Below are 16,087 nucleotides of genomic sequence, written 5' to 3'. Positions count from 1 at the left end.
GCCTGCACTGAACGTGCAGGCCTGAAATTTAAAGGAGGTGCAGAATGGGAACTTTCATTGTAGGAGTAGCTGTTTTAGGCATCGTAGGCCTGATTGTCAGAAGTATGGTGCGGGATAAGAAGAAAGGGAAGTCAATTCACTGCGGAAACAGCTGCAGCAGCTGCGGAGGGCATTGCGGACACTAAAAAAGCTGTGGCGGGATGACGAGACCGGTGTTTGCCTTTTATAAAACAAAGAGTAAAAACGAAGGATTAAATTTCCCAACCTCTTCACATGGGAAATGCAGAAGAACCGCTTAAAATGGCGGGTAAACAGCAATTAAAAGAGAAAATAAGAAAACATAAAATCGGTTGGGAAAAAACAGAGGAAACGTTGATTTTATAAGGGAAACTGGCTATAATAAAAACAGGAAACGACGAAAAAACGTTGAATGAACATTAACAAGAGTTGTATTGAAATTTATTTTCTTTTGATTGCTGAACATATTTGCTGTCTAATGAACATTAACAAGAGTTGTATTGAAATGATGAGAAAGGAAAAGAAAAAAGATGAACTTAAGGGAATGAACATTAACAAGAGTTGTATTGAAATCTGATTACAAAAAATATGCACAAGGAATATCTAAGAATGAACATTAACAAGAGTTGTATTGAAATGGGTAAGAAGCAAATCCTGACGCTGGTACCAAGTCCGAATGAACATTAACAAGAGTTGTATTGAAATCGGTTTTCTTTGCCATCATGTCTGCAAAATCTCCAAATGAACATTAACAAGAGTTGTATTGAAATATAATTCCCAATTTCATGATTCGTGGTAGTTGTGAATGAACATTAACAAGAGTTGTATTGAAATGGATGGAAATACAGCCTGCGGGCATATGGTGTTGAGATGAACAATAACAAGAGTTGTATTGAAATTCCCTTTACTTCCTGTTTTGGCACCGGAAACTGACGGATGAACAATAACAAGAGTTGTATTGAAATTCTTTTGCGGCAGGATAACAGTATAAAGTCCTTCCGGGATGAACATTAACAAAAGTTGTATTGAAATTTAATATGCGTAATGCACTTTATTGTAGCATAGTGATGAACATTAACAAGAGTTGTAATAAAATGGACGTAATGTCTGCTGAAATAGAACCCCCATGAAACAAAAGGCCACTTTCAGCAATAAGTGCGATAAGATCAGGCGGCAGGGATAATACCTGTCTCCTTTTTTGCTGTTATAGATAGATCACCCTATGCAGCAGAAAAACCTCAAGACCGGATGCGTACAAATATGGGCCGGCTGAGGCAGTGCACAAAAATGGGGTTTTGTGTTATGATAAAAAAGCAAAACATAAAGGAGGGACTATGAGATTTGGATACGATATCCCGGATTCATTTTGGAGCTTATTCCGTTCCGTTAATCGGGATCTTTACATAGAAGCACTGCTGAAAATCAGTGAAGAATATGAATATAATAACTATTTTTTGAGCAGAGAAGTCTGTATTCAGGTCCTCAGTGACTGGAATGCAGATAAACGCATTTGGCTTGAACGGGAAGAATTTGAGTCAGAGCTGGATGTACTGGAGACGCCGCCGAACCGGATTTTAAACTGGCTGATCAGGACCGGATGGCTGAAGAAGCTGGATGATTTTTCTACGCTTACATCCAATATTGTGATCCCCGATTATGCGGCTGTCTTTCTGGAAGCTTTTGAACAGCTGGTGAATCCTCAGATGGAGGACACGGAGATTTATATTCAAAACGTATATGCTACTTTATTTTCCTTCCAAAATGACAAAAGAATTAATCTGGGTATGCTGAAAACCGCTTTAATCAATACAAAGAAGCTGAACAAGGCACTCCAGGATCTGCTGCATAACATGGATAAGTTTTTTGGACGCCTGTTAAAACAGCAGTTTTACGGAGATGTCCTGGCGGAGCATTTAGAGGGATATGTGGAGGAAATCGTCAAGAAAAAATACCATATGCTGAAGACCAATGATAACTTCTATCTGTACAAAATGGATATCAAGAGGTGTCTCCAGCAAATGAGGGAAGATGCGGTATGGATTGAAAAGGTCCGTGCCAAAGCCCGTGCAGAGGGCCGGGATGAGAAGGAAGATGTTTTGGAAATATTGGATGCCATAGAACGCGGCTTTGATGATATTGAACACAGAATTGCAAATATGGACAAGGAACATTCCAAATATGTGCGCGCTACGGTTACGAGGCTGAATTATATGCTCAGCGGCGAGGCGGATATGAAAGGCATGGTAGTGAGTCTGTTAAAACACTTGGAAACAGATGAGGGTAAAGATGAGAGGCTTACAAAGGTGGCAGAAAAAATGAATCTGTCACGTCTTGAGGTCCTCTCACAAAAGTCACTGTACAGAAGAAAAAAGAGAAAAGATTTCATCAGCAAATTGGAGCCAGATGAGGACATGCCGGAACTGTCCAGGGAAGAAGTATTAAAGCTGAACAAGATTCATACCAGATACAGCAAAAAAGAGATTGAAGAATTTCTGGAAAGCCATATGAATGATGGCTGTATGGAGATAAAAGATGTGGAGATCAGCGACAATGAGGCTTTTGAAAAGCTGATTCTGGCCTATGACTACTGTACCAGAAAAAACAGCCGCTATCAGGTGGTGGAGAGAGAAGAAAGGATGCTGGAAAACGGAAAATACCGCTATCCGGATCTGTTATTTGTGAGGAGAAAGGCATGATTGAATATTACGAACAGTTAAGTGATGAGGAAAAAGATGATATAAAACACATCATCCAGCTTTTGTTCCGTCAGACCTTTGTGCTGGAACGAAAATACGAAAAGAGAACCGGAAGATTTACATTCCAGAAGGATTTCAGGATATTGAATCAGCATCTGGAATTTTTAAGAGAGTATTTTGCCATAGCAGGGCTGGAACTGAACGAGAGCAGCCATATGGGGATTTTTTATATTCAGGGAGAGACTGTGCTCGGGGAAAAGCTTCCGAAGCTGGCTACCATTTATCTGCTGATCTTAAAGCTTATTTATGATGAACAGATGGAGGCGGCATCCACAAGCAGCTATGTATACACATCTTTGGGAGAAATCAATGAAAAGATCGGGGATTTTCATCTGCTGAAAAACTTGTCATCCGCCACAGAAATGAGAAAGACTATTTCTCTGCTGAAAAGGTATCAGATCATAGAACCGATGGATGTGCTGGAGGATCTCAATGAGGAGAGCCGGATGGTTGTATATCCGTGTATTAATGCAGTTTTGCTGGGAGACGATGTTCATAAGCTGATTGAAACATTTACAGAGGAGGACGAACGTGGAGAAGATGAAGGAGAACAAACAGGCATTCAAAGCACTATCGAAGATCTGTCTGAATAACTGGCATTATATTGAGAAAAAGGTGCTTTCCTTCAGCGAAGGCATCAACTTTTTTACGGGACATTCCGGAAGCGGAAAATCCACAGTCATCGATGCCCTGCAGATTGTCCTCTATGCCAACACGGACGGAAGAGGATTTTTCAACAAGGCTGCGGCTGATGATTCAGACAGGAGCCTGATTGAATATCTGAGGGGCATGATTTCTGTGGGCGACAACAATGAAGTGAAATATATCAGAAACAGGAATTTTTCCACAACCATTGTGCTGGAACTTGAACAGACCGTGACCGGAGACAAAGAGTGTGTCGGTGTGGTTTTTGACGTGGAGACAGCGACAAACGAAATATCGAGACTGTTTTTCTGGCACAAGGGAGGAATTCCTGAACACCACTACCGGAAAGACGGCCGTGCAATGGCCGCCAGTGAAGTGAGAGAGTATATCCAAACCCATTTTGTCCGTGAAGAGTTTTATTTCGGCACCAGCAACGAGCGGTTTAGAAGGCAGCTTTATGATATTTATCTGGGAGGACTGGATGCAGATAAATTTCCGCGGCTCTTTAAAAGGGCCATTCCGTTTAAAATGAACATTAAGCTGGAAGATTTTGTGCGGGAATATATCTGTATGGAGCAGGACATTCAGATTGAGGATATGCAGGAGAGTGTCCTCCAATACGGAAGAATGCGGAAAAAGATTGAAGATACCTTAAAGGAGATCTCAAGCCTGAAGCAGATAAGAAACGGCTATGATCAGTTTGTTAAAGCAGGGAAGGAAGCAGAGATTTACCAGTACCGCCTGGAAAAACTTATGATGCTTCAGCTGAAGGAACAGATAAAGGATCTGAGGGAAAAGATGGAGAGGGCGGAGGATGATAAACAGCAGCAGGAGGAAAGCAGGGATAAGCTGTCCGGAGAGCTGTCCGCCCTGGCCGCTGAATATGACGGGCTGGTAAAGCAGATCGCAAACAGCGGTTTTGAAAATTTGAAAACAGAGCTGAAAGGCCTGAATGAGCTGCTGGAACAGCTTACAAGAAACAGGGCGGCATGGCAGCAGACATGTGCCCACCTGGAGCGGTGGAAGGAACTTGAGGCCACTCCTAATCAGACCATCTGGGATATTGAAAGTTTTTCAAAGGGCAGCATAAGCCTGGAGGAACTCCGGAGGCTCAGGCACAGTTTAAAGGTAATACGGGAAGAGGTGGAGAGCGACCGGCAGGAAGCGTCTTCAGAGTTAAGGAAGATTAAGAAGCGGGAAAAAGAGATTGCCGGGGAACTTGGCGAGCTGAAAAAAGGGAATAAGGCCTATCCGAAAGAGCTGGAAAATGCCAGGTATGAGCTCCAGACCCGTCTCAGCACCCGGTTTGGCAGGGCAGTGAGAGTACATATTCTCGCAGATCTTCTGGATATGAGATCAGAAACATGGCATAAAGCGGTGGAAGGATACCTGGGATCCAACAAGCTGGCTCTGGTGGTTGAACCTGACTATGCAAAAGCAGCCATGGAGATCTACAGAGAGATGGATCAGAAGACATTTTTCAGAGTTTCCGTTTTAGATACAGAACGGGTACAGGAAGAAAAACCTGCTGTTGCCGGCCAGGCACTGGCTGAAGAAGTTATTACAGAGAAACCCTTTGTCCGTGCTTTTGTAGACCTGCTTTTGGGCAGAGTCATCAAATGTCATACGATTGATGAACTCAGGCAGCAGAGGACAGGGGTAACCCCTGATTGTCTGCTTTATAAGAATTTCCAGTTAAAGAGACTGAATCCTGCCGATTATACTAAGCGGTCTTATATCGGCGAGAGCAGTATGAAACAAAGAATCAAAGATCTGGAACAAGAGCGCAGACAGCTGGAAGCAAAAAAGCAGCCGTTTGCAGATATGGTATCCAAAGCAGAAGAGATACTGGCGCTGGAGGCCCTGGGCCGTTCTGAGGAAGAATATTTAGAGCAGCAGAAAGCATTGGCTTGGCTGAAAGAAAAAACGGAGCAGAAAAAGCGGCTGGAAGCAAAAATGCAGAAAATGAAAGAGGAATCTATTGATGCATTAGTGGAAAGGCAGCGGGAAAACAAAGAACTGCAGGCGAAAAAGCAGGAACTGCTCAGCCAGGTGTCAAGGGCTGTCTGGACAAGGGAAAAGCAGATCGAAGACTGGCAGAAGCTACACCTTTCTACAAACAGCGAACTTACGGAGAGGGAGCGGATTTTCCAATACAATGAAGAACTGGAACAGGCATTTGAGGATTTCATGAAAGACCGAGGCGCTTCCAACTACGAGAATCTGAAAAACGGGACCATCCGCAAGATCAGACAGGCAGAAGAGAAAAAAGAAGAAGTGTACAGGGAACTGGTAGAACTGCGTTCTGCTTATTTAAGAGAGTATCCGAACCGGACATTTTCACCGGCCATCGAGGGGAACGAGCCTTATGAGCAGCTGCTGTCCAAGCTGGAATGTGACCATCTTGCGGATTATCAGGAGAGAGCAAGAGAACAGGCCAGATCTGCGGCGGAACACTTTAAGGATGATTTTATTTCCAAGATCCGATATGCTATATTGGAAGCTTATCAGAGAAGGGATGAGCTGAACCGCATTATAAGCAGACTGGACTTTGGAAAGGACAAGTACCAGTTCCGCATTACGAAAAATAAGGGACCGGACGGTATTTATTATCCAATGTTTATGGATGAATCTCTGCAGATTGATCCTTCCACGCTGGATGCATCCATGGATCATCAAATGAATCTGTTTTCTATGGAACATGAGAGCCGGTATGGAGAAGTCATGAGCGACCTGATTGATATTTTCATCCCGCCTGAAAATGCCTCAGCGGAGGAACTTGATGAGGCCAAGCGGAATATGGAAAAGTATGCGGATTACAGGACCTATCTTTCTTTTGACATGGAGCAAATCGTGGAAGGAGAAGAAAAAATCACCATTGGACTGAGCAGAATGATAAAGAAAAATTCAGGGGGAGAAGGGCAGAATCCCCTCTATGTTGCACTGCTTGCAAGCTTTGCCCAGGCCTATAGGATCAATCTGTCACCAAAGATCAGAAGAAGCCCTACCATTCGTCTGGTAGTCCTTGACGAGGCTTTCTCAAAGATGGATGCGGAGAAGGTTGCCAGCTGTATAGAGCTGATCCGGGGACTTGGATTCCAGGCTATTATAAGCGCCACCAATGACAAAATTCAGAATTATCTGGAGAATGTGGACAAGACGTTCGTCTACGCTAATCCGAATAAGAAGAGCATATCGATCCAGGAATTTGAAAAACGGGAGTTTAAGAATCTGTTGGAGGAAGCAGAGGATGAAGAAGGAACTGCTTAAGATCATTATAGAAAAAACCGAACGGTCATCTTCAGACTGGAAGGAAGGGGCGGAAGGAAACCGCTCCTTCTTCGTACATCAGGAACTGTATGACAAGGTAGGAAAAACAGAGTTTCTGGCAGAGGCCAGGGAACTTCAAACACAGGGGATGATAACGATTGAATGGGAGAGCGTGGGAAATGATATCCGTAAGATCCGGTATGCCCTCCGGGATCTTCCCCGCATGTATGAACTGTCAGATATCCGCCCCAAGTCACAGGTTATTGAAGAACATAGAAGGGCTGTTGAAAATTTGCGCTCATCGGTGGAAGGAATGTGGATAAAACAATATCTGGACCGGTGTTTGATTCGTTTGGAAAAAGGCCATGTGCCCTCAGAATTTGCAAAAAGGGATGGGCTGTTTCAGTGTCTGGGAGAGATAGACCGTCTGAGGGAGCCTTTATATAAAAGGGTATTCAGCAAATACTGCCTGGGGCATTCCAAGGCTTTTGAGAATGAATTTCAGAGTACCATACTGTCTATTGCCAGAAAATATCACACAGGGATAGAAGAAGAGATGAATGATACCCAGATCCTGTCCCAGCTTTTGATTGAGGAATACTCCCAGGAGCTGGCGTTAAAGGGGCCTTTATGGATCTCAGTGGACGGAGAAAACATCGATCTGGGGAAGTTCCGGTACGGAGCAGTCTTAAATTCTCTGACGCTTTCTCACGCAGAACCGAATTCAGGTCAGAAGGTAAAAAAAGTCCTGACAGTTGAAAATAAGGCAAACTACATGGCTATGCCGTATGATGAAGAATGGCTTATCATATACAGCCATGGTTTTTTTACGCCGAAGGAAAGAGAATTTCTCATAAAACTGCGGGAAGTGCTTCCGGCGAAGACACAGTATTTTCATTCCGGGGATCTGGATTACGGCGGGATCCGGATTTACCAGTATATAAAACAAAAAATATTCCCCAAGGTTCAGCCATGGCAGATGGACACAGAAGTCTACCGGAAATATGAAAAATATGCAGTTGCTGTGGAGTCCGGAATATTAACGAAACTAAAAAGAATGGATATGGATCAGATACCTGAGATGTCTGAGCTTAGAAAACTGCTGGTCAGCGAAGGAAAAGCGCTGGAACAGGAAAGTTTTTTATTTCATGGGAAAGTGCGTTCCATGAAATAAAAAACACTGGAACGAATTTAATTCGGAGAACCGAAGATGAGACAATGAAGATTTAAATCTTTTAATTCCTTTTCCATCGATTCCTGCAGCTTAGCCAGCCCTTCTTTTATATGGCACGGATCTTCGCAGAGGGGAGACCTGGTACATTCATAGCCTTCCTGAAAGCAGGCATTGATGCAGAAGCTGCTTCCGAGACCGTGGATCAGGTCATGGAGACTCACATCGTGCAGATCAGCTGTCAGCCGGCAGCCGCCTTCGGCACCTCTGGTGATGACGATCCATCCGGACTTTTCAAGCTTTTTTATAATACGGTATGCAAACTGTTTTGGTGTAGCTTCCAGACTGCATATCTCCTCTATAGATCGTTTTTCTCCGTCACTTAAGGCCCTCAAAATGCGCAGGGCATAATCGGTTTCTCTTGAAATCAGCATGTGGTTCTCCCTCCTTATCTTAGTGAAAATATACCAAACTAAAAAATGCCTGTCAATGGAAGCAGACAAATTATTTCAGAGAAAAAATCCAAGTCTGCAAAAATTTATGCAGGCCTGGATTTTAAAAAATGGGTTTTTACTGTTTCATAGATTCTATAAGGCCGTCTGCCAGTGTATCCATATCGTCCCCATTGTCTTCTGTCATGGATGACATGAGGGTTACCTGCTCATCCAGCACATCCATTTCTCTCATGCCGTCAATGAATTCCCTCATAAGAGAACCGGACTTACAGGCCCAGGAGCCGTTTTCAATGACCGCAAAGGTACGTTTCTGAAGGTTTAATGCCTTCATATCCATCAGATAATTATGCATCAGCGGGTAGATTCCCAGATTGTAGGTGACTGAAGCGAGAACAATATGGCTTAGCCGGAAGGTCTCGGAGATCAGTTGGGAAACATGGGTATTGGAAACGTCATACATGACAACGTTGGTCATGCCCTTTTCGCAGAGCCGGGCAGCCAGATTCTGTGCCGCAGCCTCTGTGTTGCCGTACATAGAAGCATAGACAATCATTACGCCCTTTTCTTCCGGTTCATAACGGCTCCATTTGTCATACTTGTCAAGGAAGTATCCCAGATCACTTCTCCATACCGGTCCGTGAAGCGGGCAGATCATTTTGATGTCAATGGTTCCGGCCTTTTTCAGCAGAGACTGAACGTGAGGTCCATACTTACCTACGATGTTTGTATAGTATCTTCTGGCATCGTCGATCCAATCCCGGTCAAAATTCACTTCGTCATTAAACAGTTTTCCGTCCAGGGCACCGAAAGATCCGAAAGCATCTGCGGCAAACAGGATGCCGTCTGTGACATCAAAGGTCACCATGGCCTCTGGCCAGTGGACCATCGGGGCAGATACAAATGTTACTTCATGTTTTCCAAAAGACTGTACATCGCCCTCCGTTACTTCAATCATGTGGCCGTCGACATCGAATCCAAACTGGCGCATGAGCATGAAGGCTTTCTCTGTGCTGATGATCTGTACCTCCGGATGGCGGAGAAGCACTTCCTCAATGGAGGCACCGTGGTCCGGCTCCATATGGTTGATGACCATGTAGTCAAGAGGCCTGCCGTCAAGAACATATTCGATGTTTTCTAAAAACTGACGGCCAATGGACCAGTCTACGGTATCAAACAGGACGGTTTTTTCATCCAGGAGCAGATAGGAGTTATAAGAAACTCCTCTGGGAATAGGGTGGATATTTTCAAACAGGGCCAGACGGTGGTCATTGCCGCCAACCCAATATAAATCTTCGGTTACTTTTCTAACACAATGCATGGATCATACCTCCTTTTATCTGAAATCCAAATGTCACACTTCAATAAACATGTCTTTTGATTCACCGCAGTCTGGGCAGATCCATTCTTCCGGCAGTTTTTCAAACAATGTGCCCGGTTCAATCTCACCTTCCGGATCTCCATTGGCCGGATCATACTCATATCCACATCCGTTGCAGACATATCGTTTCCAGGTAGGCACCGTTTTTTTCGGTTTTGCACGTTTCATTTTCTTCATAGGAGGAGCCGGTTTTTTAGGTTCTCCGTTGTCGAGAGCTTCTGTGAGCAGCGGAAGAATTTCCTCCACGTCCCCCACGATTCCATAATCTGCATTTTTAAAGATCGGTGCGTTGGCATTATTGTTGATAGCCACGATGGTAGTGGCATCTTTGATGCCCTTCAGATGCTGGCCGGCTCCGGAGATACCGCAGGCGATGTACAGATTTCCGTTGAATTTCTGTCCTGACATTCCCACGTAACGGTTGATCGGCACGTATTTTAAGGTTTCTGCCACCGGACGGGAAGAACCGACAGCGGCTCCGGCCTGTACAGCAAGATCTTCAATGAGCTTCATATTTTCTTTAGGACCGATACCCTTTCCGGCGCTGACTACACGGTCAGCTTTGGAGATAGGAGTGTCCAGGTCAATTCCGACCGTAAAGTCATATCCGTCTTTTTTCAAAGCCTCCACCACAGCGTCAACCCGTTCTTTGGCGGAACCATCCTTTAAGATCGTTTTCTTGCGCACGCCTGTTGCAGGTTCTCTCTTCCTTGTTGTCTGGGTTTTCGGCATTTTTCCGATGATGTGGGAAGCTATGACAACTCTCTGGATTTCATTGGTTCCTTCATAGATCGTACAGATTTTTGCGTCTCTGTATGCCCGTTCTACATCCATTCCCTTCAGGTAGCCGGTGCCTCCAAAGATCTGAAGCGCATCATTTACAACTTCCAGGCAAATGTCTGAGGTGTACTGTTTTGCCATGGCAGATTCCAGTCCATACGGCTCATGGTTTTCTTTCAAATCCGCTGCACTGTATACGAGAAGACGGGCGGTTCTAAGTTTGGTAGCCATGTCGGCAAGCTTAAATGCAATCGCCTGCTGCTGGCAGATCGGACGTCCAAACTGTTCTCTTTCCTTGGAATATTCCAGTGCATTTTCATATGCTCCCTGGGCTATTCCGAGAGCCTGGGCAGCGATGCCGATACGGCCTCCGTCCAAAGTTGCCATAGCAATCTTAAAGCCTTCTCCTTCTTTTCCCAGCAGGTTTTCTTTCGGAACCTTTACATCATTGAAAATCAATTCGGCAGTGGAAGAGGAGCGGATGCCCATCTTGTCATAGTGATCCCCGAATGTAAAGCCTTCCCAGCCCTTTTCAACAATAAAAGCACTGATCCCATGGGTTCCGATATCCGGGGTGGTAACTGCAAATACCACGTAAGTGTCAGCTTTGTCGGCATTGGTAATAAAAATCTTGCCGCCGTTTAATATATAGTAGTCTCCTTCAAGCACTGCGGTAGTTTCCGTGCCGCCGGCATCACTTCCTGCATTGGGCTCTGTAAGTCCGAATGCTCCCAGTTTTTCACCTGATGCCAGAGGAACCAGATATTTTTGTTTTTGTTCCTCAGTTCCAAAAGCAAAGATCGGGTAGCTTCCCAGAGAGACATGAGCGGATAAAATAACGCCTGTTCCACCGTCTACTCGGGAGAGTTCCTCCACAGCGATGGCATAACTCAGAACATCAGATCCTGCACCTCCATATTCCTTCGGATATGGCAGACCCATCATTCCCATCTTTGCAAACTTCTCAATAGCCTCTGTGGGGAATTCATTTTCTTTGTCTAAGAGGAAGGTGAGAGGTTTCACTTCAGTTTCTGCAAATTCCCTGACTTTCGCACGCAGGTCTTCATGAGCTTCGGTTGTTTGAAATAACATATTAAGCCTCCTTTGATTCGGTACCCTCTGGGACACGCCCCTGTTCCTCATGCCCTCCGGGCAGACGTGATACACACCATAAGGTACTAAAGATCATATGATAGAAACATCAAAAATATAAACTTGATTGATTAAGTAAAGTATATCTTGATTCCAGTATATACCTGTGATTTGAAGATGTAAATATGTTTGGAATAAACTTGATTAAGTTTGTATAGTATAACGAAAAAAACATAAAAATACTGTGACTATTGACAATAGAAAGTTTTTCTCTGCGCAAAAGCATACGCTGCCATCCATTATCTGCAAATATACAGGATACATATGGATTTTATAAAAAAACTCTTTCGTCCTTTCTTATTTCTATGTTAAAGTATAAATTAGTGTTTTCTGTCCGGAAACGAAGAAATGTGTCGGACAGAAATTGATTTTAACGAATGACGATGGAGGAGATTGAATTGGTAACGATAGCAAATTATTTAAGGCCGGAAAGTCTTTCGGAGGCATATGAGCTGAACCAAAAGAAGACAAACCGTGTGCTTGGAGGAATGATGTGGCTGAGGCTCTGTTCCCCGCGGATACAAAACGCCATTGATTTGTCCGGACTTGTTTTAGACTATATTAAGGAAACAGAAGAAGTATTTGAGATAGGAGCTATGTGTTCTTTAAGAAGCCTGGAGACCCATCCGGGACTTGAGTCTTATTTTCACGGAGCAGTGAGAGAAAGTGTACGGCATATCGTAGGCGTCCAGTTCAGGAACCAGGCAACAGCAGGAGGAAGTATTTACGGCAGATTTGGATTTTCTGATGTGCTGACCTGTCTGCTTGCCCTTAACACGGAAGTGGTGCTGGTCCATGCAGGCAAAATGACGTTGGCAGAATTTGCTGACCGGAAACGTGACCGTGATATTTTAGAGAAAATCATCATTAAAAAGGATGGACGCAGAGCTGCTTATATATCTCAGCGGGCAACAAAAACAGATTTTCCCACAGTTGCCTGTGCCGTATCAAAAAAAGATGATACATGGTATGTTTCTGTGGGAGCAAGGCCGGCCAAAGCTGAGCTTGCTGTTATTCACGGAGAATCGGAGGATACTCTGGCCGAAAAGGCAGTATCCGGAATGAAGTTTGGAAGCAATATGAGAGGCAGCAGCGAGTACCGGGAAGCGGTGGCAAAGGTTCTCATAAGGCGGGCCGCAAATGCTGTATTGGAGGAAGTTTAAGGATGAAAGTTAATTTTCAATTAAATGGAAAGCCGGCGGCAGCCGATATTGAACCGGACTGCATGCTGCTGGATTTATTGAGAGATATGGGATGTTATAGCGTGAAAAGAGGCTGTGATACAACGAACTGCGGACTGTGTACGGTACTGATTGACGGAAAACCGTGTCTGTCCTGTGCCATGCCGGCAGCAAGAGCAGAAGGCAGGGAGGTTACTACTCTGGAAGGAATTCAGCAGGAGGCTACGGATTTTGGAAGTTTCCTTGCAAAAGAAGGAGCTGAACAGTGCGGATACTGTTCTCCGGGTTTTATCATGAATGTGATTGCAATGATGAGAGAGCTTAAAGACCCGTCTATTGAAGAAATCAAAGAGTATCTGGCAGGGAATCTCTGCCGGTGTTCCGGATATGAAGGCCAGATGAGGGCTATTCAGAATTATATGAAAGAAAAAGGAGGACAGTAACATGAATTCAGTCAATACTTCTGTCCCTAAGGTCGATTCCATGGCATTGGTGACCGGAAAACCTGTCTACACAGATGATCTGGCGCCGAAAGACTGTCTGATCGTGAAGGTTTTAAGAAGTCCATATGCACATGCAGTGATAAAGAATATCGAAACGGAGCGGGCGTTAAAAGTTCCGGGGATTGAGTGTATCCTGACCCATGAGGACTGCCCTGACAAAAGATTTACCATGGCCGGGCAGACCTATCCGGAGCCAAGTCCCTATGACCGAAGGATTTTAGATGACCGGATGCGTTTTGTCGGAGATGCGGCAGCAATTATTGCAGGTGTTTCTGAAAAAGCAGTGGAAAAAGCCATGAAACTTGTAAAAGTAGAATACGAGGTGCTGGAGCCCGTACTGGATTTCCGGAAAGCAAAAGATCATGACATTCTGGTTCATCCGGAAGAAAACTGGAAAGCGCTCTGTGAAGTGGGTGCAGACAATAAAAGAAATCTCTGTGCCCACAATGAGACACAGGAAGGCGATATTGACCAGGTGCTGAATGACTGTAAATATTATGTGGAGGAGACATACCACACAAAAGCAAACCAGCAGGCTATGATGGAAAACTTCTGTACGTTTACACATCTGGATGCATACGGAAGGCTCAACGTGGTGTCTTCCACGCAGGTTACATTCCATGTGAGAAGGATTTTATCTCATGCTTTGGATATTCCCAAGTCAAAGATCCGCGTAGTGAAGCCGAGAATCGGCGGCGGCTTCGGGGCAAAGCAGACGGTTGTTACGGAAGTTTATCCGGCACTGGTAACTATAAAGACAGGCAAACCTGCAAAGATTGTCTATACAAGAGAAGAATCTTTTATTGCATCCAGCCCCCGGCATGAGATGGAAGTTACTGTGCGTATCGGAGCAGATGAAAATGGAATTATCAAGGGGATTGATGTATATACGCTTTCAAACACAGGGGCATATGGAGAACATGGTCCGACGACGGTCGGGCTGTCCGGACATAAATCAATTCCTCTGTATGGGAAGACCGAAGCATTCCGTTTTGCCTATGATGTAGTTTATACGAATGTAATGTCCGCTGGGGCTTACCGGGGATACGGAGCCACCCAGGGTATTTTTGCTGTTGAATCTGCGGTAAATGAACTGGCCCACAAGATGGGAATGGATCCGGTCAGATTAAAAGAGCTGAACATGGTGAGAGAAGGGCAGAAGATGCCTGCTTACTATGGAGAGACAGCCACCAGCTGTGCACTGGACCAATGCGTAGAACGTGTAAAAGAAATGATCTCATGGGATGAAAAATATCCAAGAAAAGACATGGGCAACGGGAAGGTCAGAGGTGTGGGACTGGCATTGGCTATGCAGGGTTCCGGAATTTCCAACGTGGACACAGCTGCGGTTACGATTAAAGTAAATGATGACGGCTTTTACAGTCTGATCATCGGGGCTTCTGATATGGGAACCGGATGTGATACAATTCTTGCCCAGATGGCGGCAGACTGTCTGGACTGTGATATGGATCAGATTGTGGTACATGGAGTGGATACGGATGTCTCTCCGTATGACACGGGTTCTTATGCATCCAGTACCACCTATGTGACCGGGATGGCAGTGGTGAAGACTTGTGAGGTATTAAAAGAAAAGATCCTTAAAAAAGGTGCCCAGTATTTGTCATGTCCTCTGGAGGAAGCAGAGTTTGACGGAAAAAGAGTGTTCCACCCGGAAAGCGGAAAAGAAGTTTCATTAAAAGACATAGGGAATCAGGTTATGTGCGGAAATGAGGAAGCACTTCAGGCCAGCGAATCCCACTATTCTCCTACATCTCCGCCGCCGTTTATGGCAGGAGCCGCAGAGGTGGAAGTGGATATGGAGACAGGGGCAGTGGAGCTGATTGATTTTGCTGCCGTTGTGGACTGCGGAACTGTCATTAATCCAAATCTGGCAAGAGTTCAGACCGAGGGAGGCCTGGCACAGGGAATCGGAATGGCTTTATATGAGGAGATCCTTTACAATGAGAAAGGAAAAACATCAGCCAATTCTTTTATGCAGTATAAGATTCCTACAAGACAGGATATCGGAAATATCCGGGTAGAATTCCAGAGCAGCTATGAGCCGACCGGGCCGTTTGGGGCAAAATCCATAGGAGAAATTGTCATTAATACTCCGAACCCGGCTATTGCAGAGGCAGTATATAATGCGACAGGAGTACGTGTCAGAGAACTTCCGGTCACGGCTGAGAAGATCTATATGGGAATGAAAGACAGATAACAAAACTGAAAAATAATTTACAAAAGAAGAGTCTGTGAGAGAAAACCTTTCAGGACTCTTCTTTCTTCATATTATTTTTTCCAAATCATTTGATATTCCATATGATTTGTTTCTTTCTCGGTTCCCTTTTGAGATATTTTAAAATTGTGTTTTATATAAAAATCAACTGCCTTTTTATTCTTTTCATACACATCCAAAACAAGCTCACATTTCGAATTCTGTAAAAACTGAATAAGCTCATTTCCTATACCTTGGGATTGAAATTCTTCTTTTACAAAGATACCCGCAATATAGTTTTCAATTACCCCTACAAATCCTTTTATTACAACATCTTCGAAAACATATACTTCGGCTTCTGAAATAGCAGTTCTCACTTCTTCAAAGTGGTTTTTCCAGTATTCATCAGATATAAAACTATGGGCTTTTATATTTGTACTTAACCAAATATCCATAATAATATCAATGTCATTTACTGTTGATTTTCTTATCATAATATTTCCTCCGCAAATCCCCTTTTTATAATATAACTATATCATGCTAGGATAATACCGTCATTTCTT

At 44.2% G+C, this 16,087-nt stretch carries 12 protein-coding genes and 1 CRISPR repeat array; of the genes, 8 read left to right on the top strand and 4 right to left on the bottom strand.

Features of this window, described 5'->3' with window-relative positions; genetic code table 11:
• Positions 1-44: 44 nt before the first annotated feature.
• The 5 genes from KH180_RS03825 to KH180_RS03805 all read left to right on the top strand — a co-directional run bounded on the left by KH180_RS03825 (position 45) and on the right by KH180_RS03805 (position 7,863).
• The gene (locus tag KH180_RS03825) at positions 45-185 is read left to right on the top strand and encodes a FeoB-associated Cys-rich membrane protein (RefSeq protein ID WP_290756617.1); all 141 of its coding nucleotides are present in this window, start codon (positions 45-47) and stop codon (positions 183-185) included.
• A gap of 244 nt (positions 186-429) precedes the next feature.
• Positions 430-1,114: direct repeats of the CRISPR family, unit length 30 nt; unit sequence AATGAACATTAACAAGAGTTGTATTGAAAT.
• A gap of 238 nt (positions 1,115-1,352) precedes the next feature.
• Entirely contained in the window at positions 1,353-2,714 is a 1,362-nt protein-coding gene (locus tag KH180_RS03820; RefSeq protein WP_290756614.1) for a Wadjet anti-phage system protein JetA family protein, read from the top strand.
• A complete protein-coding gene (locus KH180_RS03815) occupies positions 2,711-3,367 on the top strand; it encodes a DUF4194 domain-containing protein (protein WP_290756611.1) in 657 nt (218 codons plus the stop codon). Before KH180_RS03820 ends, KH180_RS03815 begins: the two co-directional genes overlap by 4 nt.
• A complete protein-coding gene (locus KH180_RS03810) occupies positions 3,315-6,689 on the top strand; it encodes an ATP-binding protein (RefSeq protein ID WP_290757233.1) in 3,375 nt (1,124 codons plus the stop codon). Before KH180_RS03815 ends, KH180_RS03810 begins: the two co-directional genes overlap by 53 nt.
• On the top strand, positions 6,670-7,863 hold the full coding sequence (locus KH180_RS03805; protein WP_290756608.1) for a Wadjet anti-phage system protein JetD domain-containing protein: 1,194 nt from the start codon (positions 6,670-6,672) through the stop codon (positions 7,861-7,863). Before KH180_RS03810 ends, KH180_RS03805 begins: the two co-directional genes overlap by 20 nt.
• Positions 7,864-7,880: 17 nt before the next feature.
• Here the strand turns inward: KH180_RS03805 and KH180_RS03800 are convergent, their stop codons facing one another.
• From KH180_RS03800 to KH180_RS03790, 3 genes are all read right to left on the bottom strand, one after another.
• The gene (locus tag KH180_RS03800; RefSeq protein ID WP_290756605.1) at positions 7,881-8,294 is read right to left on the bottom strand and encodes an RrF2 family transcriptional regulator; all 414 of its coding nucleotides are present in this window, start codon (positions 8,292-8,294) and stop codon (positions 7,881-7,883) included.
• A 136-nt stretch (positions 8,295-8,430) separates the two neighbouring features.
• Positions 8,431-9,633, bottom strand: coding sequence for an FprA family A-type flavoprotein (locus tag KH180_RS03795; protein WP_290756602.1), 1,203 nt, complete (start codon positions 9,631-9,633; stop codon positions 8,431-8,433).
• A 33-nt stretch (positions 9,634-9,666) separates the two neighbouring features.
• Positions 9,667-11,565, bottom strand: coding sequence for an acyl-CoA dehydrogenase family protein (locus tag KH180_RS03790; protein WP_290756599.1), 1,899 nt, complete (start codon positions 11,563-11,565; stop codon positions 9,667-9,669).
• Positions 11,566-12,002: 437 nt separating this feature from the next.
• On the opposite strand from KH180_RS03790, the gene KH180_RS03785 reads away from it, so the two are divergent.
• From KH180_RS03785 to KH180_RS03775, 3 genes are read left to right on the top strand one after another with little or no spacing between them, the layout of a single operon-like run.
• Positions 12,003-12,788, top strand: coding sequence for an FAD binding domain-containing protein (locus KH180_RS03785; RefSeq protein ID WP_290756596.1), 786 nt, complete (start codon positions 12,003-12,005; stop codon positions 12,786-12,788).
• Positions 12,789-12,790: 2 nt separating this feature from the next.
• A complete protein-coding gene (locus tag KH180_RS03780) occupies positions 12,791-13,249 on the top strand; it encodes a (2Fe-2S)-binding protein (RefSeq protein WP_290756594.1) in 459 nt (152 codons plus the stop codon).
• A gap of 1 nt (position 13,250) precedes the next feature.
• Positions 13,251-15,527 (top strand): xanthine dehydrogenase family protein molybdopterin-binding subunit, encoded by a 2,277-nt coding sequence (locus KH180_RS03775; protein ID WP_290756592.1) that lies wholly within the window; start codon positions 13,251-13,253, stop codon positions 15,525-15,527.
• Between the two features lie 71 nt (positions 15,528-15,598).
• Here KH180_RS03775 and KH180_RS03770 read toward each other — a convergent pair whose 3' ends face one another.
• On the bottom strand, positions 15,599-16,018 hold the full coding sequence (locus KH180_RS03770) for a GNAT family N-acetyltransferase (protein ID WP_290756590.1): 420 nt from the start codon (positions 16,016-16,018) through the stop codon (positions 15,599-15,601).
• Positions 16,019-16,087 lie beyond the last annotated feature (69 nt).

This window comes from Anaerostipes sp., from assembly GCF_018381315.1.
In the GTDB taxonomy this organism is placed as follows: domain Bacteria; phylum Bacillota; class Clostridia; order Lachnospirales; family Lachnospiraceae; genus Anaerostipes.
This window is presented reverse-complemented; position numbering and strand designations above follow the sequence as displayed.